Origin of the sequence: Ectothiorhodospira variabilis (assembly GCF_022227625.1) — a bacterium.
Lineage (GTDB): Bacteria > Pseudomonadota > Gammaproteobacteria > Ectothiorhodospirales > Ectothiorhodospiraceae > Ectothiorhodospira > Ectothiorhodospira haloalkaliphila.
Genome location: NZ_JAJNAO010000002.1, coordinates 223,395 through 249,087 on the forward strand (window position 1 = coordinate 223,395; position 25,693 = coordinate 249,087).

The 25,693-nt window shown below is 64.6% G+C and carries 18 protein-coding genes; 9 read left to right on the top strand and 9 right to left on the bottom strand.

Going from position 1 to position 25,693, the window contains the following annotated elements; all coding sequences use genetic code 11:
- Positions 1-3 precede the first annotated feature (3 nt).
- The 3 genes from LPW30_RS03680 to LPW30_RS03690 form a co-directional block, all read right to left on the bottom strand.
- Complete coding sequence (locus LPW30_RS03680; RefSeq protein ID WP_025282815.1) at positions 4-1,098, bottom strand: type IV pilus twitching motility protein PilT; 1,095 nt, start codon at positions 1,096-1,098, stop codon at positions 4-6.
- Between the two features lie 42 nt (positions 1,099-1,140).
- Positions 1,141-3,573: a protein kinase domain-containing protein gene (locus tag LPW30_RS03685; protein ID WP_239680108.1), complete on the bottom strand. Its 2,433-nt coding sequence runs from the start codon at positions 3,571-3,573 to the stop codon at positions 1,141-1,143.
- A gap of 84 nt (positions 3,574-3,657) precedes the next feature.
- Complete coding sequence (locus tag LPW30_RS03690) at positions 3,658-4,134, bottom strand: hypothetical protein (RefSeq protein ID WP_025282817.1); 477 nt, start codon at positions 4,132-4,134, stop codon at positions 3,658-3,660.
- 188 nt (positions 4,135-4,322) lie between these two features.
- On the opposite strand from LPW30_RS03690, the gene LPW30_RS03695 reads away from it, so the two are divergent.
- The 3 genes from LPW30_RS03695 (at position 4,323) to LPW30_RS03705 (ending at position 8,354) form a co-directional block, all read left to right on the top strand.
- Positions 4,323-5,360 carry a Fe(3+) ABC transporter substrate-binding protein gene (locus LPW30_RS03695; RefSeq protein WP_239680109.1) on the top strand — a complete coding sequence of 346 codons (1,038 nt, stop codon included), beginning with the start codon at positions 4,323-4,325 and terminating at the stop codon, positions 5,358-5,360.
- Positions 5,361-5,635: 275 nt separating this feature from the next.
- The gene (locus LPW30_RS03700; protein WP_238623735.1) at positions 5,636-7,327 is read left to right on the top strand and encodes an ABC transporter permease; all 1,692 of its coding nucleotides are present in this window, start codon (positions 5,636-5,638) and stop codon (positions 7,325-7,327) included.
- Positions 7,311-8,354: an ABC transporter ATP-binding protein gene (locus LPW30_RS03705; protein ID WP_239680110.1), complete on the top strand. Its 1,044-nt coding sequence runs from the start codon at positions 7,311-7,313 to the stop codon at positions 8,352-8,354. Before LPW30_RS03700 ends, LPW30_RS03705 begins: the two co-directional genes overlap by 17 nt.
- Here LPW30_RS03705 and LPW30_RS03710 read toward each other — a convergent pair.
- Complete coding sequence (locus tag LPW30_RS03710) at positions 8,338-10,323, bottom strand: type VI secretion system Vgr family protein (RefSeq protein WP_239680111.1); 1,986 nt, start codon at positions 10,321-10,323, stop codon at positions 8,338-8,340. The genes LPW30_RS03705 and LPW30_RS03710 overlap by 17 nt on opposite strands.
- 621 nt (positions 10,324-10,944) lie before the next feature.
- On the opposite strand from LPW30_RS03710, the gene LPW30_RS03715 reads away from it, so the two are divergent.
- The 4 genes from LPW30_RS03715 to LPW30_RS03730 all read left to right on the top strand — a co-directional run bounded on the left by LPW30_RS03715 (position 10,945) and on the right by LPW30_RS03730 (position 18,252).
- Positions 10,945-11,337 (top strand): hypothetical protein, encoded by a 393-nt coding sequence (locus LPW30_RS03715; protein ID WP_025282822.1) that lies wholly within the window; start codon positions 10,945-10,947, stop codon positions 11,335-11,337.
- A 169-nt stretch (positions 11,338-11,506) separates the two neighbouring features.
- A complete protein-coding gene (locus LPW30_RS03720; protein ID WP_239680112.1) occupies positions 11,507-13,288 on the top strand; it encodes an autotransporter assembly complex protein TamA in 1,782 nt (593 codons plus the stop codon).
- A complete protein-coding gene (locus tag LPW30_RS16105) occupies positions 13,285-16,782 on the top strand; it encodes a translocation/assembly module TamB domain-containing protein (protein WP_239680113.1) in 3,498 nt (1,165 codons plus the stop codon). The genes LPW30_RS03720 and LPW30_RS16105 overlap by 4 nt, the downstream gene beginning before the upstream one ends.
- Positions 16,783-16,851: 69 nt before the next feature.
- Entirely contained in the window at positions 16,852-18,252 is a 1,401-nt protein-coding gene (locus LPW30_RS03730; protein ID WP_239680114.1) for an MBL fold metallo-hydrolase RNA specificity domain-containing protein, read from the top strand.
- Positions 18,253-18,254: 2 nt separating this feature from the next.
- On the opposite strand, the gene ilvD is transcribed toward LPW30_RS03730, so the two are convergent.
- Positions 18,255-20,117 carry a dihydroxy-acid dehydratase gene (ilvD, locus tag LPW30_RS03735; protein ID WP_239680115.1) on the bottom strand — a complete coding sequence of 621 codons (1,863 nt, stop codon included), beginning with the start codon at positions 20,115-20,117 and terminating at the stop codon, positions 18,255-18,257.
- A gap of 335 nt (positions 20,118-20,452) precedes the next feature.
- Between ilvD and LPW30_RS03740 the strand changes: the two genes are divergently transcribed.
- Together LPW30_RS03740 and LPW30_RS03745 are read left to right on the top strand one after the other, a co-directional pair.
- Positions 20,453-21,784, top strand: coding sequence for a sigma-54 dependent transcriptional regulator (locus LPW30_RS03740; protein ID WP_338018806.1), 1,332 nt, complete (start codon positions 20,453-20,455; stop codon positions 21,782-21,784).
- A 92-nt stretch (positions 21,785-21,876) separates the two neighbouring features.
- On the top strand, positions 21,877-22,932 hold the full coding sequence (locus tag LPW30_RS03745) for a transporter (protein WP_420796944.1): 1,056 nt from the start codon (positions 21,877-21,879) through the stop codon (positions 22,930-22,932).
- 22 nt (positions 22,933-22,954) lie between these two features.
- Here LPW30_RS03745 and LPW30_RS03750 read toward each other — a convergent pair whose 3' ends face one another.
- The 4 genes from LPW30_RS03750 to LPW30_RS16175 all read right to left on the bottom strand — a co-directional run bounded on the left by LPW30_RS03750 (position 22,955) and on the right by LPW30_RS16175 (position 25,686).
- Positions 22,955-23,521: a hypothetical protein gene (locus LPW30_RS03750; protein WP_239680117.1), complete on the bottom strand. Its 567-nt coding sequence runs from the start codon at positions 23,519-23,521 to the stop codon at positions 22,955-22,957.
- Positions 23,522-23,538: 17 nt separating this feature from the next.
- Positions 23,539-24,222: a C39 family peptidase gene (locus LPW30_RS03755; protein ID WP_420796943.1), complete on the bottom strand. Its 684-nt coding sequence runs from the start codon at positions 24,220-24,222 to the stop codon at positions 23,539-23,541.
- Between the two features lie 55 nt (positions 24,223-24,277).
- Positions 24,278-24,583, bottom strand: coding sequence for a hypothetical protein (locus tag LPW30_RS03760; protein ID WP_239680118.1), 306 nt, complete (start codon positions 24,581-24,583; stop codon positions 24,278-24,280).
- A 155-nt stretch (positions 24,584-24,738) separates the two neighbouring features.
- Positions 24,739-25,686 (bottom strand): hypothetical protein, encoded by a 948-nt coding sequence (locus LPW30_RS16175; protein ID WP_476588332.1) that lies wholly within the window; start codon positions 25,684-25,686, stop codon positions 24,739-24,741.
- Positions 25,687-25,693: the final 7 nt, after the last annotated feature.

Sequence of the window (25,693 nt, forward strand, 5' to 3'; positions counted from 1 at the left end):
CACTCACCCTCCCGCCAGGTTGATCCGGGGTAACAGGCTGGAGTCGGTGACGAACCGCTGGAAGGCCTGCTTGTCGGTGGCGTACTGGTAGGCATCGTCGGGGTCCACTTCATTGCGCTGTATGGCCTCCAGCAAGGCCTGATCCAGGAGCTGCATGCCCTGATCCCGGCCCGTCTGCATTTGCGACGGGATCTGATGCACCTTGTCGGACATGACCATGCGTGCAATGGCCCGGTTCATGACCAGGCACTCCACAATGGCCCGCCGCCCCCGACCGTCGGCTGACTTGACCAGGTTCTGCGTGACCACGCCATGCAGGTTCTGGGAAAGGAAGGTCTTGCCCTGCTCGCGCTGCTCCAGTGGCAGGGCATCCAGGATGCGGTCGATGGTCTTGACCGCCGAAGTGGTGTGCAAGGTGCCCAGCACCAGGTGGCCCGTCTCGGCGGCCACCATGGACATGATGATGGAATCCACATCCCTGAGCTCCCCCACCAGGATCACGTCCGGGTCCTGGCGCAGGGCCGCCCGTAAGCCCTTGGCATAGCTGGGCACGTGGGTACCCACCTCCCGCTGGATCACCTGGGCCCGCTTGCAGCGGTGCACGAACTCCACCGGATCTTCCAGACTGATGATGTTCACCGCACGCCGGGTGTTGATGTAGTCGATGATGGCCGCCAGGGTGGTGGACTTGCCGGTACCCGTGGAGCCCGTCACCAGCACCATGCCCTGGTGATGATCCACCATCCGGGTCACCACCGGCGGCAGGCCCAGGCTTTCCAGGGAAGGCACCTGGGCCGGGATGTGCCGGAAGGTGGCCCCCACCCCGGTGGCCTTGCGGAACAGGTTGGCCCGGAACCGGCCCACCTCGTCGTTCACATAGGAAAAATCCAGGTCGTCACCGTCTCGAAACCGCTCCTTCTGAGCCGGGGTGAGGATCTCCATCACATAGGCCTCCAGTTCCCGATCACCCAGGTCGCGAAACCGGATGGGCATCAGCTCGCCGTTCATGCGCAGCATGGGGGGCACCCCCACGGCCAGGTGCAGATCGGAACACCCCTGTTCCCGGGCCAGCTTGAGAAAGGCGTCGATTCTGGGCATGGCGAGGTCTCGTTCAGTCAGCCAATCCAGCCGCGCGGGCCATCAGGCCCGCCGCTCTTGCTGGAACTCTAACAGAGTCTTGCGCACATCCCGCATGGTGGGGAAGCGATCCTCGGGGTTCACCGCCATCATCGTCATGACGATGGCGCTGAGCTCACGGTCGATTCCGGGGTTCACCTCATGGGGCGGTGTCGCCTGACCCTGTACATGCTGATACATGATGGCCATCTGGTCCTCGCCGCTATAGGGCACCTGGCCGGTGATCATCTCGTAAAGCATCACCCCCAGGGCATAGATGTCGGCACTATGGGTGATCTTGCGACCGGTCACCTGCTCCGGGGCCATGTACTTGGGGGTGCCGATGAGGATACCGGTGCGGGTGAGGCGGGTATCCGCCGAACCGGTCACCGAGGCAATGCCGAAATCCACGATCTTGACCTGTTCCCGGTTGTTGATGAGCACATTGCCCGGCTTGAGATCCCGATGGATGACGCCCACCTCGTGGGCAGCACCGATGCCGGATGCAATGCAGGCGGCAAACCCCACGGCCCTGTCCTGGGGCATGGGGCGCTCCTGCTTGAGGACCACACCCAGGGTGGATGACGGGAAATACTCCATGGAGATGGCCAGCACCCCCTGCACCGTCAGGAAATCGTAGATGCGTATCACGTTCTCATGGGTGATCTTGCGGGACAGGCGCAGCTCTTGAACGAAGCGCTTGATCATCTCGTCATCGGTGGCCAGCTGCGGATTCATCACCTTGAGAATGATGGTCTCGGAGATCATCACATCGTCCATGAGCAGCACGGTGCCAAAGGCCCCTTTGCCCACGCGGCGGATGAAGCGGTAGCGCTCGCCCAGCATTTCCCCCGGCCTGAGGGCCTCCAGGTTCAGACCGGCGCCGTGGGCACTGAAGCGACGGGTGCCTGCAGCGGTCTCGTCCGCCCCGCCCAGGGTCAGGGCGATCTGCCCTGTATCGCTATCCAGCATGGAAGTGGCTTCAGGCAGGGCCTGACCGGAGACCCCCTGCCCAAGCGAAGAAATGGCAAACCTGGCCTCCAGCCGGGCACTGGCATCCCGCGCCATGTCCTGCAACTCCTCGTCGGCATCCGCCGTGTGTTGCTGGATGGCCCTGAGAACTTCGGGAGCCGTGCGGGCATCGGCCAGTTCCACCAAGGCATTCACCGCTTCCAGGCGCACCGAACGATCGTTGCCTGCCAGATGCCGCATCAAGGGTTCCACGGCCCGGTCATCCTGCAGACGGGCCAGGTTACGCACCACCACGGGGGCCGCATCGGCGTCCCGATCCAGCATCTTCAGCAAGGCCGGCACCGCCGAGGCATTGCCGATACTCCCCAGGGCATCCACGGCGCGCTCCCGCACCCACCAGTCCGAGTCCTCAAGGGCATCGATGAGATAGGTCAGGGCCGTCTCATCACGAGTGGAGTTGAGGATCTCCACCGCCGAGCGGCGCACGAATTCATCCTCATCACGGATCAACTCCACCACGGCCCGCACCACCCGGGGCCCACCGATCTGCGCCAGGGCGTCGGCGGAACGGGCGCGCACCCACCAGTCCTCATCCTTGATGGAGACCAGCAGTTCCTTGATGTTGCTGGCGTTACCCACACCGTTGAGCACCTCCACGGCGGCCCGGCGTACATACTCCGACTCGTCCTGCAGCACCGGCAACAAGTGACGCATGATGTGGGGGTCGTCGAGCTGGATGATGGCGTCGATGGCCTTGTGCTGCACGTTGATGTCAGGATCATGCAGCAAGGTGCACAGGGAGCCGGCCTCCATGTCCACCGCGCCCATGGCCATCAGCGCCTCCAGGGCGGCGCCACGCACCCCCTTGTCCTCGTCGTTGAGCCGTTCCTGCAGGACGGCGCGCACCTGAGGGGTATCAAAGCGGCGCAGCACCTTGACCACCATCCGCCGGATCACGGGATCCTTCCCGGAGGCACGGCTTACCAGGTCGGGCAGCACCGACTCGTCAGCCACCTCGTCCACCACACGGAACAGCGCATTGCGGTCCACCGGCTGCAAGTCATACGCCTCGCGCAACAGCAGGCTGGCATTGAGCCGGTGCCGGTGGGCATGCAGCACCCGCACCAGGGCCGACTTGGACACAGTGGGGTCCCGAAAGGCACGGGCCAGGGGGCTGGGGTCGAAACCACTGGCCCCCTCAAGCACCTGGGCAACCCGGTCCACCCGGGTCTGGTTGATGTCGGCCAGCGCCCGCAGGAACACCGGCAGGGTCGTATCGTTCACCAGCCGCCGCAACAGTTCCATGGTGCGGGGAAGACCGTCACCCGACGCATCGGTCAGCCCATGCAACAGGCGCCGCACGCCGGCTTCCCCCAGGGACCTCAGCTTGTTCAGGCGCTTTTGCGCTTCCGCTTCGTCCAGATCCGCCGCCTCCAACAGGCGCTGGATCTGGCGTTCGGCACGAAAATCGCTGAACACGCTCATGGGCAGCTCCCCGCAAAGCCCCCGGCGGGCAGGCGAAGGATGGCATCACCCCGTCTGCCGGGACGCCGCGGGGCACACAGACGCTCAGTCCCGGGGGCCATCATCGGGCGAGACACGCACGATGTAGGCCTTGTTCACCAGCGTGACTTCCGTGTCCGACAGGAACAGGCGCACAAAGCGTTGATCGTGGATATTGATGTAGTCGTAGAGGCGGGCGTTTTGCGGATCCAGCAACTCCCGGATGGTGCCTGTCAGGTTCGAGCCGTCCATGAGATGCAGCCGCGCGCCCAGGCAGACGCCGCGCTCATCGGGCCCGGGAGCATCCACTTCGTGCTCCACCCGCACCACCGAGTGCTTGTTGTAGAACCGCGTCTCCTCCTCGCCGCACTGGATCACAAAGAACGGCTCGGCCCCGTTGAGAATCTCCGCCGGCGTCTCCTCGCCCGCATGCTGCGCACTCTGCAGATGCACGAACAGGGAGCCCACGACCAGGCCATCAGGATGCACCCAGACCTTGACCGGTTTGAGCTTCTTGGGAATCTTCAGCGCTTCTTTGTCCACGGGTGCCCCCTATGGAGGATCTGGAGGTCATTGACGGATGACAGGACAGTATGCCGCAAACATCCTGCGCTGACGAAGACCGCCATGCGGATCTTGTTGACATGGACACGAAACAAAATAACAATCGTTCTTGTTTAATTCGGCCACAGCCGAGTCCCGCACCTTCAAGATAGGGAGTGACCCCGTCCATGATCAAACGCCCCATCACCGCACTGGCCAGCCTTGCCGTGGCCGCCGTGACCGCGCTCACCCTGCCCCTGCCGGCCCTGGCCGACGGCGAGGTGAACGTCTACTCGGCCCGACAGGAAGCCCTGATCAAGCCCCTCATGGATGAATTTACCGAAAAGACCGGGATTCGCGTCAACATCGTCAGCGCCCGGGCCGACGCCCTGCTGCAGCGCCTGCGCAGCGAGGGCCGTAACACCCCCGCCGATGTCCTGATCACCGTGGATGCGGGCAACCTGCACAGCGCCAAGGAGGCCGGTGTGCTCCGTCCGATCGAGTCGGAGGTGCTCAAGGAGGCCATACCGGAGAGCTACCGTGACCCCGATGGCTACTGGTACGGATTGTCCATGCGCGCCCGGCCCATCATGTATGTGAAGGGCAAGGTGGACCCGGAGCAACTCTCCACCTACGAGGCCCTGGCAGACGAGCAGTGGCGCCGCAGCATCTGCGTACGCTCTTCCAGCAATGTGTACAACCAGTCCATGGTGGCCTCCATGATCATCGCCAACGGTGAGGCCGAAACCGAGGAATGGGCTCGGGGCCTGGTGGCCAACCTGGCCCAGCCACCCCGCGGCGGCGACCGGGATCAGATCCGCGCCGCGGCCGCCGGTGTCTGCGACATCGCCATCGCCAACACCTACTACCTGGGCCAGATGCTCAACTCCAGCGACGATGCCGAGCGGGCCGCTGCCGAGGCCATCGGCGTGTTCTGGCCCAATCAGGAGGATCGGGGCACCCATGTGAACGTGAGTGGCGCGGGCCTGATCACCCATACCCAGAACGTGGACAACGCCATCAAGCTCCTGGAGTTCATGGCCAGCGACCGGGCCCAGCAATGGTATGCCGAGGCCAACCAGGAATACCCGGTGAAGCCCGGCGTGGAATGGAGTGACACCCTCACCAGCCTGGGTGAATTCGAGGCTGACTCGGTCAACCTGGGTCGACTGGGTGAGTACAACGCCGAAGCCGTGCGTCTGATGGACCGGGTGAACTGGCGCTGACTTTCAAGCACCAACCTAACAAGCCCCTCTCCCCTGCGGGGAGAGGGATTGGGCTGAGGGGTGAGTAGCCCATCGCCGGCAGGCCGGCTCCCACAATCATCCCTCTCCCGCACTTGTGATAGGGTCCATGGCCATCTCGATGGTTGGATGGCACCCCGCCCGCAAGCCCGCATTCACCCCCGGACGCCGCACAACAGGCTGTCATCCGGGCCGCAACGCGTTAACATGTCGGGCTTTTAGCTTCACGTACCCATGACCCATCATCCAAGCGTTTCATGAAATCGGCCCTGGCCACTCTCGGAGGGGCGCTGTCTGGTCCCCGCTGGCGGCGACCGGACGCCTGGAGCATTGGCACGCTGCTGATCGCGGCCGTGCTGGCCCTGCCGATCCTGGTGATCTTCGCCCACGTGTTCATACCGGCCTCGGAGGTATGGGAGCACCTGCGGCAGACCGTGCTGCAGGACTACGTGGTCAACTCCCTGGTGCTGATGCTCGGCGTGGGCGTGGGGGTGCTGCTCATCGGCGTGCCCACGGCCTGGCTGGTGAGCATGTGCGACTTCCCGGGCAGGCGCATCTTCGAATGGGCCCTGCTCCTGCCCCTGGCCATGCCCGCCTACATCATCGCCTACACCTATACCGGCATGCTGGACTTCGCCGGCCCGGTACAGACGCAGATTCGCGAACTCACCGGCTGGGGCTACGGCGATTACTGGTTCCCCGAGATCCGCTCCCTCTCGGGCGCCATCGCCATGCTCACGCTGGTGCTCTACCCCTATGTGTACCTGCTCAGCCGTGCCGCCTTCCTGGAGCAATCCATCTGCGTGCTGGAGGTCTCCCGCACCCTGGGCTCCAGCCCCTGGTCGGGATTTCGGCGCGTGGCCCTGCCGCTGGCGCGCCCAGCCATCATCACCGGCCTCACCCTGGCCCTGATGGAAACCCTGGCCGACTACGGCACCGTGGAATATTTCGGCATCCCCACCTTCACCACCGGCATCTTCCGCACCTGGTTCGGCCTGGGCGACCCGGGGGCGGCGGCGCAACTGGCGGCGCTGATGATGACCTTCGTCCTGGTGCTGATCGTGCTCGAGCGCTATTCCCGGCGCCGGGCCCGCTTCCATCACACCAGTGCCCGTTATTCCCGCCTGCCCCGCTATCGCCTCACGGGCTGGGCCCGCATCGGTGCCCTGGTGGCCTGCCTGCTGCCCATCGTGCTGGGATTCCTGGTGCCCTCCACGCAGCTGTTCCAGTGGGCCCTGAAGACCACCCACATGTGGATGCAGCCGCAGTTCCTGGGGCTGGTGTGGAACAGCGTGTCCCTGGCGGCCATCGCCGCGGTGCTGGCGGTGTTCCTGTCCCTGATCATGGCCTATGGCAAACGCCTGGGCCCCTCCCGCACCACCAACGCCGCCGTGCGCATCGCCAGCATGGGCTACGCCATCCCGGGCACGGTGATCGCCGTGGGGATCATGCTGCCCTTCGCCTGGATCGACAACACCATCGACAGCTTCATGCGCGAGGCCTTCGGCATCTCCACCGGACTGATCCTCTCCGGCACCCTGGTGGCCCTGGTGTTTGCCTATTGCGTGCGCTTCCTGGCCGTGTCGCTGAACACGGTCGAGGCGGGCCTGGCCAAGATCAAGCCCTCCATGGATGATGCCGCCCGCTCCCTGGGCTCGGGGCCGCGCACCGTGCTCAGGCGCGTGCACATGCCCATCATGCGCGGCAGCATCCTCACCGCCCTGCTGCTGGTGTTCGTGGATGTCTTGAAAGAACTGCCCGCCACCCTGATACTGCGCCCCTTCAACTTCAACACCCTGGCGGTGCGCGCCTTCGAGCTGGCTTCGGATGAACGCCTGGCAGACTCGGCCAGCGCCGCGCTGGCCATCGTCCTGGTCGGGATCATCCCCGTGATCCTGATCAGCCGCACCATCAGCCGCTCAAGACCCGGACATGACACGCCTGCTTGAGATCGACCACGTCAGCGTGGGCTACGACGGTACCAACGTCGTCCACGATGTCACCCTGAACCTGAACACCGGCGTCATTGGCTGCCTGCTGGGCCCCAGCGGCTGCGGCAAGACCACGCTGCTGCGCTCCATCGCCGGTTTCGAGCCCATCAGCGACGGACAGATCCGGCTTGAGGGCCAGGAGGTGAGTCGACCGGGCCGCACCCAGCCGCCGGAACGTCGTCAGGTGGGCATGGTCTTCCAGGATTTTGCCCTGTTCCCGCACCTCACCGTGGCCGAGAACATTGCCTTTGGCATCCGCGGCCAAACGGCGGGTCGGCGCCGTCAGCGGGTCAAGGAGCTTCTGGGCCTGATCTCCATGGATGGCTATGGCGAGGCCTACCCCCATGCCCTTTCCGGCGGGCAGCAGCAGCGCATCGCCGTGGCCCGGGCCATGGCACCCCGCCCCCGGGTGCTGCTGCTGGATGAACCCTTCTCCAACATGGACGTGGAACTGCGCGAGGGCCTGGCCCGGGAGGTCAGGGCCATCCTCAAGCAGGAGGAAATCACCGCCATGCTGGTCACTCATGACCAGAACGAGGCCTTTGCCTTCGCCGACCGCATCGCCGTGATCCATGCCGGCCGGGTACTGCAGTGGGATACCGCCTACAACCTCTATCACAAACCTCGTGACCGCTTCGTGGCCGACTTCATCGGTCAGGGCCGCATGCTTCCCGGCCAGGTGCTCAGCGAGCACGAGGTGAAGACGGAATTGGGCACCATCACCGGCAATGTCCCCCAGGACTGCAGCCCCGGGGCCCCGGTGGATGTCCTGGTCAGGCCCGACGACATCATGCCCGACGACGACAGCGAGATCTTCGGGGAAGTGATGGACAAGGCCTTCCGTGGCGCCAGCTTTTTGTACAACCTGCAGCTGGGCAGCGGCACCCGGGTGCTGTGCCTGACCCCCTCCCATTACAACTTTGCCCTGGGGGAACGCATCCCCCTCAAACTGGGCTTCAATCATCTGGTCATCTTCCCCCGCTGAGGTGATGCTCCACCCGGCCCCGCAGCTGCACGGCGCTGCCCGCCAGATGGATGGCTCGCCCATGGAGGATCACCACACCACGGGCCGGCAGCAGGGTGATCCCCGCCTCGGGGGTGCCGATGACGATGGGGCGCCCACGCCGGGATCGGATATGCAGATCCCGGTTTGCCCACAGGTACACATCCCCTTGCACCTGCCAGCGACCATCCCCCGCGACCACCTCCAGGCCCACCCGATCACCGCTGGCGAGGTTCAGTTCGCGGGCGGCCGTCACCTGCAGCCCCCCTTCAGTCACCATGGCCACGTGGCGGCGAGCGCGCCCACACCAGTCAGCCGCAGCCCCATGGAGACATTGCCCCATAACCTGAACCGAGGCTTCGCCTGCCACACGCTCATTCCGATCCCCCCCGGCCCGCGCCTCCAGATCGCCACCGCACCGGATGTGCAGGCAACCACCGGTGGTGGCAATCAGCGCCCCCTGCCGGCAGATCAGGGACAGCATGGCCGCATCCGCGTGGGCATCCAGGGCCAGCAAATGCTGCTCATTGCGGGTGAACAACCTCAGCAGCGCCCGCCCCTCCCGATCGTCCATCAGCAGGGTGTGACCGCTGGCGCTGCGGTAGCGGTTCGTCGTGTCATCCGGGCCGTTCACCGGATTGGCATGGGCCCCATCGAAGCCGGCGCCGGCGATCACCGCAAAGCCATCCGGATCACCGCCCAGAATCAGCAGGCTCACGGGTTGACCAGGATGCAGCGGCGCATGCCAGCCACTGGCCCGGCCATCCTGCCCAGGTGGAGCGACGTAAGGGGTCAGGCGCCCCCAGCGGCCCCTCCTGTCGGGCTCCACGAGGCCCGCATCCTCGAACAGCCCGCGGGCCCGCTGGCGCCCGGCCTCATCCAGGTCCGGGACGTTCAATCCCTGAATCCGGGCTTGCAGCATATCCGGCAACGACCCGTGACGACGGGGCTCGTCGGGTCGATAGGGAATATCCCCGGGGCACAGCCGTACCCGATTGCAATAAGCCCATCGACCCGACGCATCGGAGCGCGCCCGATGCAGCACGGATTCCACACGCCAAACCCCCGGGGGGACTGAGGGGTGGTCCGGGGCCGATATCCGCACCCGGTCTCCGGGCTGCAGATCCTGCACCGTGGTCTCCAGCAACACGGTACGAGCCCGACAGGCCTCTCGCTGGGCCAGGATACGTCCACGCCATTCCAGGCTTTGGCTGTCATGCAGCCCCCAGCCCGGATGGTCCTGAATCCCTTCGCCATGCCCGGTATCCGCCAGGGCCTCGCAGGGCCGGCCATCTGCCAGCCGACCCCGAACCCGTACCTGCCGGCAGACCTGGCGATGATGCTCCCGGACGCTGAAAACCCCCGGGGCTCGATCCCCCCACCCCCCGGGTGATCCCAGCCAGTCCAGCACCCGTGGCGGGTTCGCATCCAGGCCGTCTGCCAGTCGCAACGTCTCCATTCCCTGGACCACGGCCAGCCGCGTGTGAATACCGGCCCGGGCCAGCACCCGAAACAGCAGATCGGCGTCGCTCTCGTCCGCCTGCAGGATGGCCCCGCGACGCGGGTGATCCAGGGTGAGGTGCCGGGCATCCACCGCCACCCCCAGCGGATCCAGCAGTTCACGGGCGAGGTCCACCGCATCCAGACCGGCGAACAGGCGGGTGTGGCGATGCAGGGTCAGTCCCGCCAGGCGGCTGCGCAGGGTGAGGCGCCAGCGCCGCCCCACATCCCCAGCCAGACCACTGGGGCGACAGGCCATCAGAATGCCCTGCCATTCACGCACAGGGCCGGGGGCGGCAGACAGCGTCAACCGGGCCGACGCCCCCAGACGCTCCAGACATGCCGATCCGGCATGGATCACCTCCACCTCCATGCGGGTGATACGGGACAACCCCTCGCGCAGCCGCAGGGCCACGACGGGCAGATCCAGGCCGCCCAGGGTCAGGCGCAAGGTCAAATCCGGGACAACCCGGGATAAAGGGGTGTGATGGGGCTGTCTGGCAGGCACATCCATGGGCATCGAAGGGCTTCCCTGGTCCGTGGGAGGAGGCATGAACATATCACCGCCGGGCATGGCTTTGAAGGGCAGACCAATGGCATGAAAAAAGCCCTTTAAAACCCTTCAAAAATGCGTCCCGAAGCGTTATGGTGGCGCCCGTTCCCGGAGGGATGCGAACCCTGGCCCCTGGCCACCCCGTCCGCATCCCCGTGCAGGTTGAAAACCCTGCCCGGGGGCCTTTGTGAGGCAATAGAGGATTCACCTCTCGTATGGACAGTTGCAGTACAAACGGCACACGCGCGGCGGCCCTTCCGGCCTTGCCCAGGATGGTGTGCAGCGTCCATCGGGACGAGCGCCCCGCAATGGTCATCTGACCTTCCCGGGCCCTCCCCCAGGCGCCGCCATCCGGCACGCACGGGAGAGCCCGACCCCCGACTTCGCGTCCCCACGCCCGGCCCGGCCGGTCCCGTGGGGGTATGGCATTGATGTCGGGATCATCTCTCCCCACCCTCCGCCCGTTGCCATATCCGCCAGACCGCGCAGCACGCCCCCGGGCAAGAAGGAAACGATGAGATGACCGAGATGATGACCAAGGCCAATGACCACTTCGAAACCAGCCGCAACCAGGCCATCCACTGGATTGATGAGCGCCAGGACCCCGCACTGCAGACTGTGGACCGGGCCGTTAGACAAGGGCATTACCAGACTGCCCGTACCCGGTTTCTGAAACTGGCCGAGTCATCCCAGATCGGTGTTCTCCAGCACATCCCCCAGCAGGATGCCGTTCGCCTGGCAGGCGGCTTGCCCACCTACACCGTCGCCCGCCTGTTCGAGCGCCTGCCCCGTCATCTGGGTCGTGCCATCGTACAGTCCCTGCCCGAGGGCAAACGCCAGGGCGTGGTGGTCATCCTCAACCATCGCCGTCACGACCCCCGCAACCTGCAGAGACGCCAGCTACAGGGCTGAAGCCCCTGCCCCCTGCGAGGTCAGCGCGGTAAACCGCGAGTGGCCCCGCAGGAGGCATACCCCATGCCCATGGGTTATCCTTGGCATCATCACCAAGGACCCGGCCCCGCTTCCACGTGAACCAAGCGACCCTCCCGGTGTCCGATGGAAAAGGATCCCCAATCGCCCCATGACACCCACCCTCATCCCTGAAGTCTCCATCCATCCCTCGCGACGGCCACGCCCCAGGACCCGGCTGACGTCGGCGTTCGCGGCCGTGCTACTGCTGGTGATGGCGTCGAGTGCCTGGGGCAGCCCCAGGGTGGAGATCTCCGGCGGCGACAGTGAAATTCGGGATAACATTCGCGCCCACCTGGGTCTTGCCCGCGAGGGATGCGACCTGCCCCCCTGGCGGGAACGCCCGCTGGTGCGGGCGGCCCGGGAGGATGCCCGCAACGCCTTGCGGGCCCTGGGGTATTACAGCCCGGAGATCGACATTGATTTCCAACGCATCGACGACTGCTGGCGACTGAACGTCCGGGTGGACCCGGGTCCGCCGGTACGCATCCGTTCCATGGATGTGGCATTGACCGGTGCCGCCAGTGAGGATTCGGCCTTCCAGGAGTTCCTGGGCAACCTGCCCCTGCGCGAAGGCCAGCGCCTGCGCCACAACCAGTACGAGCAGATCAAGAGTGGCCTCAACCGGCTGGCATCCTCCCGTGGCTATTTCGATGCCCGGTTCACCACCACCCAGATCCGGGTTCAGGTCAGCGAGCAGGCCGCCGATGTGGTGGTGCACATGGACAGCGGCCCCCGTTTCCGCTTTGGTCCAGTCAGCGTGGAGCAGGACATCCTCCACGATGAACTGGTCCAGAAGTTCGTACCCTTCCAGCAGGGCAGCGACTTTGAGAGTCGACGCCTGATCCAGCTGCAGCAGGCCTTCATCGACAGCGGTTATTTCTCCGATGTGCGCGTGGATACCCACCCGGAGGATGCCGAAGATCTGGAAATCCCCATCACGGCCACCCTGGGCGCCCGCAACAAATGGTCCTATCTGGCTGGCGTGGGGGTGAGCACGGACATCGGCCCCCGGCTGCGCCTCGGCCTGGAAAACCACCGAGCCAATCTGTCCGGACACCGCTATGGCGCAGACCTGGAACTGTCACCGGTGCGCTCCAGTATCGGCCTCAACTATCAGATCCCCCTGGGGGACCCGGCCCGGGAACGACTGGATCTCACAGCCGGCTTTCAGACCGAAAGTACCGACACCGCCGACGGTGACCTGTTCACCCTGGGGGTCGCCCACATCCGGCAAAGACCCTCGGGCTGGACCCATACCCGCTTCCTGCGCTACGAGCACGAGGACTACAAGATCTCCGACACCCGGGGCACCTCAAGGCTATTGACCCCCGGTCTGGAATGGTCACGCATCCAGGCGGATCACCCCATCTTCCCGCGCCAGGGCTGGCGCCTGAGCGCCAACGTGCGTGGCGCATCCGAAGACCTGCTCTCCACCGTCACCTTCGGCCAGGCCACGGGCCGGGCCAAGTTGATCACTCCCCTGGGCCAGGGACGCCTGCTCACCCGCGCAGATGCCGGCACCACGGCAGTGGATGAATTTGCCGAGCTGCCCAGTTCCGTGCGGTTCTTCGCCGGCGGCGACAACAGCGTGCGCGGCTACGGTTACCAAAAGCTGGGGCCCACCAATGATGACGGCGAGGTGATCGGTGGACGGCATTTCTTCACCGCCAGCGTGGAGGCCGAATATCCCATCGTCGGTCAATGGAGTGCCGCCGTGTTCGTGGACGGAGGTAACGCCTTCGAGCGCCTGGACGACTACAACGCCAAGTACGGCGTCGGGGCCGGCGTGCGCTGGCGCTCGCCCATCGGGCCGATTCGTGTGGATATCGCCCATCCCACCGATGGCGATGACAACTTCCGGCTGCACCTGACCATGGGAATGGATCTGTGATACGACGCGCCCTGATCAGCCTCGTCGTGGTGCTGTTGCTGCTGGTGGCCCTGATCACCGGCCTGGTGACGGCCCTGGTGGCCACCGAACCCGGCGCCCGCCTGGTGGTCAAGCAGGGCGTGGGCTTCGTGCCGGGGGAACTGCGCATCGAACAGGTGAGCGGCACCCTGCTCACCGGCCTGCGGGCCGAGGGGGTGGTCTACACCCACGAGGCCCTGAACGCGTCCCTGGAAAGCCTCGACCTGCAGATGGAACTGCTGCCCCTGACCGGTCTGGCAGTGCATATCAATGCACTGGATGCCCAGGGCCTGGAGCTCACTCTCACACCGGATCCCGACGCGCCACCGCCGGACCCGGATGCGCCCTTCACCCTGCCCGATGCCATCCCCATGCCGGTCACGGTGGATCTGACCCAAGGGGTGATTCAGAACATCCGCTTTCGCACCCAGGAGCAGGCCGAACCGATCCTCGTGGATGAGGTGCGCCTGAGCCTGCACCTGGATGCCGAGCGTGCCCTCATCCGTGATCTGAACGTCCAGACGCCCGACATTCAGGCCAGGGCCTCCGGTCGCGCGGCCCTGGCCCAACCTTACCCCCTTGCCCTGTCGCTGGACTGGCAACTGGATCTGCCCGAGGCCGCCCGGGAGCTCTTGCCGGACGAACCCGCCCGCGGGCGACTGGCCCTGGAGGGAGATCTGGACAGCCTGACAATCCATCATCGGTTGCTGGGTCCGTTGTCCCTGGTCAGCGCGGGTCGCATCAATCAACCGATCACCGATCTCAATCTTGACCTGACCCACCAGTGGGAACCCTTCGAGCTGGATCTGGCACCCGAACAGCACCTGTCCGTGGCCTCGGGCACCCTCACCACGCGAGGTGGTCTGGAGGCTTATGAACTGGGTCTGAGCGCGGCCCTGCAGGTCACCGACCTGCCGGCTGCAAACCTGGCCCTCGCCGCCGATGGGAACCTGGAATCCCTGAATCTGGCCCCCCTGTCCGTGACCAGTCCGGCCGGCAACCTGGAAGTGGCCGGTCGCCTGGGCTGGGTCGACGCCCCGGACTGGGCACTACAAGTTCGTGGACGGGACCTGAATCCCGCTGAGTTCGTGGCGGACCTGACCGGCCGCCTCAACCTGGACCTGCACACCCGGGGGCGCCTGGATCCGGAACAGGGGGTGGTGGCGCAGGTGGACCTGCAGCGTCTGGCGGGTCAACTGCGTGACTATCCCGTGACGGGCCAGGGGCAGGTAGCCATCGAAGGCACTACCCTCAACACCCCCGGCTTGAGACTGGGCGTGGGCGAGAACCGCCTGAGCACCCGCGGTCGGGTGAGCGACACCCTGGCACTGGACTTTGATCTCAATGCCCCGGACCTGCCTGCTCTGTGGCCGGGACTGGAAGGTCGGGTGAACGCCAGCGGACAGGTGAGCGGCCCCCTGGAGGCCCCGGTGGTCTCCACCCGGGCAGACATCCGCGACCTGGGCCTGGGGGATCTCTCCCTGGCTCGACTGGATCTGGACCTGGAGGCCGGGGTGAGTCCCGACAGCCCCCTGCGCCTGGACCTGGAGGCTCGCGACCTGCGGCTTGGGCAGGACCTGGAACTGAGCAGCCTCAGCCTGCAGGGCAGTGGCACCGCGCAGGCCCATGAGATCAACCTGGACCTGGAGGCGGATCAGGGCCAACTGGGGCTCACCCTGGAAGGCGCCCTGGACGAGGGCCCCGCCTGGGCGGGCCAGCTCACCCGCCTGGATCTGGATCAGCCCCAGGCAGGTGCCTGGCAGCTGCAAACCGCCGTAGGCCTCCATGCCTCTCCCCATGCGGCAGGCCTGGAGGACAGCCTCTGCCTGGCACAGAACGAGGGTCGCCTGTGTCTGGACGGCCACTGGTCCGCCGAGGCGGGGGCCGCAGCCGACCTGCAACTGACCGAGCTCTCCCTGCAGATTCTGACCCCCTTCCTGCCCCCCAACCTGCGGATTGACGGCTCGCTGGGTGCCACGGCGAGCCTGCGCCTGGACGATCAGCTATGGCTCGAGGCACGGGTGGAGCCCAGCGCCGGAGAGCTGCGTCTGCGGGACCTGGACGACGAGGAACACATCATCCCCTACCAGGACGGCCAGGTGGATCTGCTCGTTGAGGACCGGGACATCACCGCGCGCCTGGCGCTGGGCTTTCTGGAGGGCGGACAGGTTGACGGCCGACTGGACGCCCGTCAACGGGACGACGGCGACCTGGACCTGGACGGCGACGTCCAGGTGGCCCTGGACGAATTCCGCTGGCTGATGCCGCTGGTTCCCCAGGTGACAGACCCCGGCGGGCGCCTGCGTGTGGACCTGACCGTGGGCGGCACCACGGCGGATCCCCGCATCGAGGGCCTGCTGACCCTCACCGAGGGCACGGCCTTCATCACCGAGGCGGGCATCACCGTGGAGGCCCTGAATCTGGAGCTGCGCAACGAGGGCCTGGAACGCCTGGTGTTCGCGGGTGACATGCGCTCCGGCCCCGGCGCCCTGGAGGTGGATGGCGAGGTGCAGCTGGCCGACGGGGACATGCCCATCATCATCAACGTGCGCGGGGATCGTTTCCAGGCCGCGCGTCGCCCCGATGTGCAGGCCCTGGTCAGCCCGGATCTGCGCATCACCCTCATCGGCCAGCGGGCCATCGTCACCGGTCAGGTGGAGATTCCCGAAGCACGAGTGGAACTGGTGGAACTGCCGCCCCAGGCGGTATCCGTCTCCCGGGACGAGCTGATCCTGGATGACGAGGAAGAGGCGGGTGAGGCGCTGGTGGTGATCGCCCGGGTGCGGGTCATCCTGGGAGATGACGTGCGCATCAGCGGCTATGGCCTGGAGGCCCGCCTGACCGGCGACATCGCCGTGCAGGACTCGCCGGGAAGGCCCACCAGACTGGTGGGCGAAGTGCGCGTGGCTGAGGGCCGCTACAAGGCCTACGGACAGGACCTGACCGTGGAACGGGGCATCATCGTATTCCAGGGTCCGCCGGAGAACCCGGGGCTGAACATCCGGGCGTCCAGAAGTGTGCCCGCCTACGACGTGGTCGTGGGGCTGGAGATCGGTGGCACCCTGGAAGAGCCCCGCTCACGGGTCTTCTCGGAGCCCCCCATGGAGGACAGCGATGCCCTGGCCTTTCTGGTGACGGGGCGCCCCCTGTCGGGCGCAGGCGAGGGAGAGGCCACCGACATCGTGTCGGCGGTGGCCATGTTCGGCATCGAAAGAGGTGGCTTCATCACCGACCGCATCGGTCAGGAGGTGGGCCTGGACGAGTTCACCGTGGACACGGGCACGGAACTGGAGGATTCGGCCCTGATGATGGGCAAGTATCTCTCGCCGCGCCTGTTCCTGCGCTACAGCGTGGGCCTGTTCGATCGGGTGAATACCGTCATGCTGCGTTACCAGCTCACCCGCACCCTGAGCCTTGAAACCCGCTCCAGCAGCGAGGCCCAGAGCATGGACCTGCTCTACCGGCGCGAGCGTTGACCCAGGCCCCTGTTACCCCGCGCTGAGCGGGAGTAGGCTGGGTGCAAGCCCATCGATCAAGGCCCTGCCATGGCCCAGCTCACCTTCCTGGGCGCCACCGGCGAAGTCACCGGCTCGCGCTACCTCATCGAGACCGAAACCACCCGTCTGCTGCTGGAGTGTGGCCTGCAGCAGGGCGGACGCCAGGCCGGCGAGGCCAACCAGGCCTCCCTCAAGGCATTGGCCGACAGCGTGGATGCGGTCGTCCTCTCCCATGGCCACCTGGACCACGCCGGCCTCCTGCCCAAGCTGGTGAGGGATGGTTACCGGGGCCCCGTCTACTGCACCACCGGCACCCGGGACCTGTTGCACATCATGCTGCGGGACTCCGCGCATGTCATGTCCAAGGATGTGGAATGGGAGAACAAATGGCGCCAGCGCGCCGGCAAGGATCTGATCGAACCGCTTTACAACATGGACGATGTGGAAGCCGCCCTGGACCAGTGTTGCGCCGTGGACTATGGCCACCTGCAGGCGGTGGGCAAGGACATCCAGCTCAAGTTCCACGATGCCGGACATATCCTGGGTTCGGCCATCGTCGAGATGGTCCTCCAGGACGGCGGGCGCTCCCGTCATCTTGTCTTCTCCGGAGACCTGGGCAATCCGGACTCGGTGCTCATGAACACGCCGGCCCGTCTCACCCATGCCGACCTGGTGATGCTGGAGAGCACCTACGGCAACCGGGATCACCGCCCTCTTGAAGAGACCATCGAAGAACTGGCCGGCATCCTGAAAGAGGCCCATGAGGCCGGCGGTAACGTGCTCATCCCCGCCTTTGCCGTGGGTCGCACCCAGGAGGTGCTCTACCACCTGGGCCGACTGCATCATCAAGGGCGCCTGCCTCAGCAGAAGGTCTTTCTGGACAGCCCGATGGGCATCCAGGTCACGGAGCTTTACGCCAGACGCCGCAAACTGCTCAATGGCGCCGACATGGATGAACTGGACCGGGCATCAGGGGGCGATCTCCAGCGTTATCTGCCCCAGTTGCAGTTCACCCGACGGGTGGAAGAATCCATGGCCATCAACCAGATCACAGGGGGCGCCATCATCATAGCCGGTGCCGGCATGTGCAATGGCGGACGCATCACCCACCACTTCAAGTACAACCTGTGGCGCCGCCAGACACACCTGGTCATCGTCGGCTTTCAGGCACAAGGCACGCTGGGACGAAAACTGGTGGACGGAGCCAAAAGGATCAAGGTGCTCGGCAACGAGTTGGCGGTGGCCGCCAAGGTCCACACCCTGGGGGGGCTGTCCGCCCATGCCGGGCAGTCGGCTCTGCTGGACTGGGCCGGGGCCTTCAAGAACCAGCCGGTGTTCCACATGGTGCACGGGGAACCCGAGGCCCGGGAGGCGCTTGCGGAGGCCCTGCGCACCCGGGCCAAACGCGATGCCCGGGTGCCGGAGTTGGGACAGACCGTGGAGATCTGACCTCAGCGCTTGAGCTTCAACTGGGAAAGATCACGCACTGCGCCCTGTGAGGCCGAGGTGGCCATCAGGGCATAGGCCTGCAGGGCCTGGCTCACCACCCGCTGGCGGCTCACCGGCTGCCAGGCCCGCTCCTCGCCCCGGGCCTCCATGGCCTGCCGCCGGCGATCCAGCTCCGCATCCTCCACGGCCACGCGGATGCTGCGTGCCGGGATATCGATCTCGATGGTATCCCCCTCTTCCACCAGACCGATTGCCCCCCCCTCGGCCGCCTCCGGAGACACATGGCCGATGGACAGTCCCGAGGTCCCCCCGGAAAAGCGCCCGTCGGTGATCAGGGCGCAGTCCTTGCCCAGTCCCTTCGATTTCAGGTAACTGGTGGGATAGAGCATCTCCTGCATGCCAGGGCCACCCTTGGGGCCTTCATAGCGGATGATGACCACGTCCCCTGCCTTGATCTGATCCGCAAGGATGGCCTCGACCGCCGTATCCTGACTCTCGAACACCCGCGCCGGACCGGAGAATTTCAGGATGCTCTCGTCCACACCCGCGGTCTTGACGATGCAGCCGTCCAGGGCCAGATTACCCGCCAGTACCGCCAGCCCCCCGTCCCGGGAATAGGCGTGGGCCACATTGCGGATGCAACCCTGTTCGCGATCCAGATCCAGGTCGTCCCAGCGTTGCGACTGGGAGAAGGCCTCCTGGGTGGGCACCCCGCCTGGGGCCGCCAGGTAACGCTCCCGGGCCACTTCCGATCGCGTGGTGCGTGCCACATCCCACTCATCCAGGGCCTGTCCCATGCTGGGACTGTGCACCGTGGGCACCTCCGTGTGGATCAGACCACCTCGCTCCAGTTCGCCCAGGATGGCCATGACTCCGCCCGCCCGGTGCACATCCTCCATGTGGTACTTCTGGGTGGCCGGGGCCACCTTGCAGACATTGGGCACCTTGCGGGAGAGCCGGTCGATGTCCTCCATGGTGAAGGGCACCTCTCCTTCCCGGGCCGCCGCCAGCAGGTGCAGGACCGTGTTGGTGGAACCGCCCATGGCGATATCCAGGCTCATGGCATTCTCGAAGGCCTTCATGCTGGCGATGGAGCGGGGCAGCACGGAGTCATCGTCACCTTCGTAGTAGCGCCGCGCCAGATCCACCACCTGACGACCGGCCTGCAGGAACAGATCCCGACGACCCGAATGGGTGGCCAGCAGGGAGCCATTGCCCGGGAGCGACAGGCCCAGGGCCTCGGTCAGGCAATTCATGGAATTGGCGGTGAACATGCCCGAGCAGGAGCCGCAGGTGGGGCAGGCGGAGCGCTCATATTCCATCACGCTCTCATCGCTCTCCCCAGGCGTGGCCGCTGCCACCATGGCATCCACCAGGTCCAGGCTGATCACCTGCTCGCCGCGGCGCACCTTGCCCGCCTCCATGGGGCCGCCGGAGACGAACACCACAGGAATGTTCAGACGCATGGCGGCATTGAGCATCCCCGGGGTGATCTTGTCGCAATTGGAGATGCACACCAGGGCATCCGCGCAGTGGGCATTCACCATGTACTCCACCGCGTCGGCGATCACCTCCCGGGAGGGCAGGGAATAAAGCATGCCGCTGTGGCCCATGGCGATGCCATCGTCCACCGCAATGGTGTTGAATTCCTTGGCCACGCCACCGGCCTTCTCGATCTCCCGCGCCACCAGTTGTCCCAGGTCCTTGAGGTGGACGTGCCCGGGCACGAATTGGGTAAACGAGTTGGCGATGGCGATGATCGGCTTGTCGAAGTCCCCGTCCTTCATGCCGGTGGCGCGCCACAGGGCGCGGGCCCCGGCCATGTTGCGTCCGTGGGTGGTGGTGCGAGATCTGTACTGGGGCATGGGGTGATTCCGAAGATTGTTGCTGATGGCGCACAGTCTACACCGGCACCCGATCCGTTCCGAGTATCTGCAACGGTAACAAGGTCGGATCGCCCCGTGGAGCCTTCGCCGGGAGAAGCCTGAAAGGCCGGGGCTGATCATGCCGGCAGCAATGGCTGAATCGTCAAATTTCTTTACAGCACACGCCAGGATGCATACCCAAAAAACGCTCAACACTCTGATTTCATTAGCAACTCAGTTTACGGCACGAGATATGCTGATCAAGTTAAGGATAAGCGGATTGCAGGCAATCAGGCGTGGACTCAGGTGCGATAAAAGCACACCGACTTCTTTGGGTGGACCTCTCGGAACACACAGAGCCACCTGATCTGACGAATTCCTGGGAGATCCTGGTGGTCCCCTGCCTCGCCGAGGCGGAAGCAATCCTCAGGGACCCCAGCGTGATGATAGGGGTATTCCCGCTCAGGCAGGATTTGCTGAACCAGTTGCCCGCCCTCGAGCGTTTCCTGCAACAGCATGGTACCCGGGAGTGGATTGCACTGGTGGAACCAGACCTGCTCTGGGACCCGCGTGTTCGCGAGATCCTGCGCCACTGGTGCTATGACTTCCACTCCCTCCCGGTGGATACCTATCGCCTGGAGGTGGTGCTGGGGCATGCCTTCGGCATGGCTGAGCTGCTCATGCACTCCGACGTGCACTGCAACTCCCTTGATCAGAAGGACCCTCTCACCGGCGAGAGTCCACCCATGGATCAGATCCGCCGCACCATCTCCAAGGTGGCCCGCGTCGCCGCCCCGGTGCTGATCACCGGTGAGAGCGGCACTGGCAAGGAGCTGGCGGCCCGCGCCGTGCACGAGGCCTCCCCCCGGGCAGGCCGCCCCTTCGAGGCCATCAACTGCGCCGCGGTGCCGGCCTCGCTCATTCAGTCGGAGCTGTTTGGGCACGAGCGCGGGGCCTTCACGGGCGCCCATCGCACCCGAGGTGGCCGGGTGCAGTCTGCCCATGGTGGAACCCTGTTCCTGGATGAGATCGGTGACCTGCCCCTGGAGGTACAGGCCTCATTGCTCAGATTCCTGCAGAACCAGACAGTGCAGAAGGTGGGTAGCGATCATGAAGAGAAGGTCGATGTGCGCGTCGTGGCTGCGACCCATGTCAACCTGACGGAGGCAGTGAAGGAAGGGCGATTCCGGGAGGACCTGTTCTATCGCCTGGACGTCCTGCACTTCGAGATGCCACCCCTGCGGGAACGGGACGGGGATGGCGTATTGCTGGCTCATCACTTCTTTCAGGCCTTCGCACGCGACCGCAACGCCCGCGTGAAGGGTTTCAGCGCGTCCGCCCTGGAAGCCATCCGCCAGCACCACTGGCCCGGCAATGTCCGGGAACTGATCAATCGCGTGCGGCGCGCCATGGTGCTGTGCGAGAACCGCTTCATCCAGCCCGAGGATCTGGGGCTCGAGGACGCACTGGAGAACACCCTGCCCCAGGCCTCTCTGGAGGAGGTGCGGGCAGAGGCGGAACGCGCCGCCATTGTCCGCGCCCTGCGGGCCTGCGAGGGCAACGTCTCGGCGGCTGCCCGTCGCCTGAACGTCTCGCGCATCACACTCTACCGGCTGGCTCGACGTCACGAAATCCCCCTGCAGGGGCAAGCGGCAGTCAAGAGCTAGAGACCCGAACGGCAAGGCAAACACGGCATCGCTCAACGTGCCCGCCCGATAACTGCCGCGCTGGAACATCCATACAAGGGAGCCCCAAGGTCATGAGATTCACCCGCAAACGCCTGGCAATTGCCTGCTCCACTTTGCCACTGCTGCTGACTCAAGCAGCCTGGGCCCAGGGACAGCCGCCAGAAGAGGTGGGTGAGAGGCCGCCCCAGGAAGAGGCCCAGCCGGACGTGGCGGCGGTGTTCCAGGAGCGCGGTCTGCTCACCCCCAAGGGGGGCTGGGTGGTGGAGCCGTCGCTGCAGTACGTGCACAGTTCATCCACCACGGTGGCCATCGACGGGTTCACCATCCTGCCGGCCATCGCCATCGGCCTGATCGACCTGACCGAAGTCCAAAGGGACACGCTCACCGCAGCGCTTTCCTTCCGCTATGGCCTGTCCAATCGCATGGAAGTGGGTATTCGTATACCTTACGTCTGGCGGGATGAATCGCTGCGTCGGCGGGAAGTCCTGGTGGGCACCTCTGCCGACCAGGTCACCGGTTCCGATGGCCACGGCCTTGGGGATGTGGAACTGGCCCTGCACTACCAATTCAACCGGGCCGTGACGGGCAAGCCGTTTTTCATCGGCAACCTGCGCGTGAAAGCGCCCACGGGCACCTCCCCGTTCGACGTGGATCGGGAACTTATCGAGGATGACGACGGGCGTCCCATAACGGAGATATTCATTGAACAGCCCACAGGCTCGGGCTTCTGGGCCATCCAGCCCAGCCTCACCATGACCTACCCCACCGACCCCGCGGTGATTTACGGAAACATCAGCTACCTCTGGAATATCGAGCGGGATGTAGGCGATGACATCGGCAGGATCAACCCAGGCGACGCCCTGGGCATCAGCGTGGGTACAGGTATTGCCCTGAACAATCAGACCTCCATCAGCCTGGGCTACGACCACAGCATGGTATTCAAAACCCGCTATGAAAATGCCCCGCCGCTGGACCCCTCGTTCGACCGCATTCAGGTAGGCACCTTCCTATGGGGCTTGTCACACCGCTTCTCCCCCCGCACCAGCATGAACCTGTCGGTGGGCATTGGAGCCACTTCAGCCGCCCCGGACACCCAGGTCACACTGCGCATCCCCATGCGATTCTGACAGGTGACGGCAATAGAACGGCTCAGTAGCCTCGCAAGCCCTGAATCATCTGTGCATCCATGACGCGCCGCATGTCCATGCGATCGAGGTTCATGCCTGACAGGTCCACGTTCAGAGTGGTCTGATTGCTGATGATCTGATCGCTGAGCTGGTTCTGAATAATGGAGGTCCAGCTCGAACCGGACAGCGCCTGGACGGCCAGACCATCCAGGGCATTCTGGATGTGGATACCGCCCGAGGCGACCCTGGGTCGGAGACCCGAGTGATCCATGAGCACCGTATGGGCCACCACCTCCCCATTGATGGCGGTGGTACGCTCAATACCCAGCGCCAGCTCAAAGCCATCACGGCGGATCAGCCCGCCCCGCTGCTCGGCCAGCTCATGGTCCGGCACCAGCGCCCAACTCATCATCGCCAGCGGATCGGATCCACCCGGCGCGGCCCCGCTGTCCAGAGGAGCAGGCCAATCACCCAGAACCGGCGTTGCCACCAGACTCAGGCCCATCACCAGCCCATACAGGAATGCCCGGGGCGAGCAACACGTCACCTTGCCTCGTGCACCAACCTGAAACTCGGAAAGGGATCGCATGTCCGCCTGCACCTCGGCTACCAGTCAGAGTGACGTGGCAGGGCCAGAAGAAAATCCGCCAGCCCGTCACGCGCCAAAGCCGTGCCATAAGGGGGCGCGGTCAGGGCCTCCCAGGTCACCGGGGCATTGAAATGTTCACGACCCAGGTCCAGCCGGTCGCGAATCAGAAAAAGGATATCGTTACTGCGAATGTCCTCAAACTCGGCCCGGCTGTAATCCTTCACCCCCAGGGCGGGGTCGCCCACAAGAACCCGGTCACCCTTGATGCCCTTGACCACGACGAAATGGCGATAGCCCTCGATATCCACCAGGGCGATGGCGGGTATGCCCAATTCCTCGAGTTTTTCCAGCGGGATTCGAAAACCATCCGAAGCAAGGCCCTGGGTCGCCAGGTAACGCTTCATATCCAGCATGGAAAAACCCTGCTGCCGTATGCGCGCCTGATCGCCCATCTCGTACATGGCGTCAAACGTTTCCCGCTCCCGGGTGGGGCGACCATAGTGGTAGGTCAGCACCGTGGCCAGTGCGGCCGATCCACAACTGAAATCATACTGCTGACGCACCACCCTCTTGAAGCGCATGCCTTGCAGACTGGTCACCGACACCTCGTGTGTACCCATGGCGCCCGGAATGTGCACCATGCCCGATGTCAGGCCGGCATGCGGCATGACCAGCGCCAGCACCCCCAGCGTCCATGCCATGAGGCTCGCATGGGAACAGCTGTAACCTCCCTTGCCAGCGAGCTTCATGATGGATTCACGGCGCCACATTGACATTGAGAATGAGGGATTCCTGAATGACCACGTTATGACCCGAATTCTGGATCACGGTACTGATTCCCTGAGCGTGATCAAAGGCCCCTGCCCCCAGCACGTTGTCTCCGCTGGCAAAGGCCCCCTGCATATGGGTATTCGACACCTGGGCGTTGGAGGTCATCTGCCCCAACTGCACCGATGAAATATTGTACATGGCCCGCTGATCCTCCAGGGCTTCAGCTGCCACTGCCTCCGGCAGGTCCAGTGAACCGGCGTGGGCCACCGACGTGCCTGCAAGCAACACCATCAAAGCCAGAGGAAAAACCCTCCTCCCCTGTCTGCCACCTTGCTTCGCGACCATCACCCTTCACCTCCAGGGTTGTGGAGTTGGCCTGAAACCAGGGGCAACGGGCGATTGCCCGCTGCCCCCGATCACCTCTCAACAGACTTCAGGTATGGGGACTACTGGCCCAGACCCAGGTGCGCCTGCACGGACACCTGCTGCTGAGTGAGGCTGTTTGCACCACTGTTCTGGGACACCTGGGTGATGCCCGCGGAGTTGCTCAGGCCACCTTCACCGATGGTGTTGTAAGCGGTGTACGAGGAGTCGGCCTCAATGTACACATAGGTGTCAGTCACCGCACCGCTGAGGTCGTTCTCGCTCACCACCATGGAACCGATATTAAAGGAATCGGTGATGCTGTTGTCGGTGTAGGTGCTGTTGTCGTTATAGCTGTCCGCAACACTGTTGTCCGAGTTGTCGTTGTTACTGTCGGCAACACTGTTGTCCGAGTTGTCGTTATAGCTGTCCGCAATGCTGTTGTCCGAGTTGTCGTTATTACTGTCGGCAACACTATTGTCGGAGTTGTCGTTATTTGAGTCAGCCCAGTTGTGGCTGTTGTCTGAGCTGTCGTTATTACTGTCGGCAACGCTGTTGTCGGAGTTGTCGTTATAGCTGTCCGCAATGCTGTTGTCGGAGTTGTCGTTATTACTGTCGGCAACACTGTTGTCGGAGTTGTCGTTGTTCGAGTCAGCCCAGTTATGGCTGTTGTCCGAGCTGTCGTTATTGCTATCGGCAACGCTGTTGTCTGAGTTGTCATTGTTCGAGTCAGCCCAGTTGTGACTGTTGTCCGAGCTGTCGTTATTGCTATCGGCAACACTGTTGTCCGAGTTATCATTCTGGGAATCAGCCCAGTTGGTGCTGTTGTCCGAGCTGTCGTTATTGCTATCGGCAACACTGTTATCGGAGTTGTCATTGTTCGAGTCAGCCCAGTTATGACTGTTGTCCGAGCTGTCGTTATTGCTATCTACAGTGTTGTAGCTATCAGCAACACTGTTGTCCGAGTTATCATTCTGGGAATCCGCCCAGTTGGTGCTGTTATCCGAACTGTCGTTCTGGGAATCCGCCAGATTCGTG

Excerpts from the sequence above, each read along its gene's own strand:
- LPW30_RS03695 (WP_239680109.1), top strand. The coding sequence starts at position 4,323 with ATGATCAAACGCCCCATCACCGCACTGGCCAGCCTTGCCGTGGCCGCC.
- LPW30_RS03700 (WP_238623735.1), top strand. The coding sequence starts at position 5,636 with ATGAAATCGGCCCTGGCCACTCTCGGAGGGGCGCTGTCTGGTCCCCGC.
- LPW30_RS03730 (WP_239680114.1), top strand. The coding sequence starts at position 16,852 with ATGGCCCAGCTCACCTTCCTGGGCGCCACCGGCGAAGTCACCGGCTCG.
- LPW30_RS03715 (WP_025282822.1), top strand. The coding sequence starts at position 10,945 with ATGACCGAGATGATGACCAAGGCCAATGACCACTTCGAAACCAGCCGC.
- LPW30_RS03760 (WP_239680118.1), bottom strand. The coding sequence starts at position 24,583 with ATGGTGTTGCTTGCAGGCACGTCGGTGGCCCACGCCGGTTCACTGGAC.
- LPW30_RS03705 (WP_239680110.1), top strand. The coding sequence starts at position 7,311 with ATGACACGCCTGCTTGAGATCGACCACGTCAGCGTGGGCTACGACGGT.
- LPW30_RS03755 (WP_420796943.1), bottom strand. The coding sequence starts at position 24,222 with ATGGCATGGACGCTGGGGGTGCTGGCGCTGGTCATGCCGCATGCCGGC.
- LPW30_RS03745 (WP_420796944.1), top strand. The coding sequence starts at position 21,877 with ATGAGATTCACCCGCAAACGCCTGGCAATTGCCTGCTCCACTTTGCCA.
- ilvD (WP_239680115.1), bottom strand. The coding sequence starts at position 20,117 with ATGCCCCAGTACAGATCTCGCACCACCACCCACGGACGCAACATGGCC.
- LPW30_RS03750 (WP_239680117.1), bottom strand. The coding sequence starts at position 23,521 with ATGCGATCCCTTTCCGAGTTTCAGGTTGGTGCACGAGGCAAGGTGACG.
- LPW30_RS03685 (WP_239680108.1), bottom strand. The coding sequence starts at position 3,573 with ATGAGCGTGTTCAGCGATTTTCGTGCCGAACGCCAGATCCAGCGCCTG.
- LPW30_RS03720 (WP_239680112.1), top strand. The coding sequence starts at position 11,507 with ATGACACCCACCCTCATCCCTGAAGTCTCCATCCATCCCTCGCGACGG.
- LPW30_RS03680 (WP_025282815.1), bottom strand. The coding sequence starts at position 1,098 with ATGCCCAGAATCGACGCCTTTCTCAAGCTGGCCCGGGAACAGGGGTGT.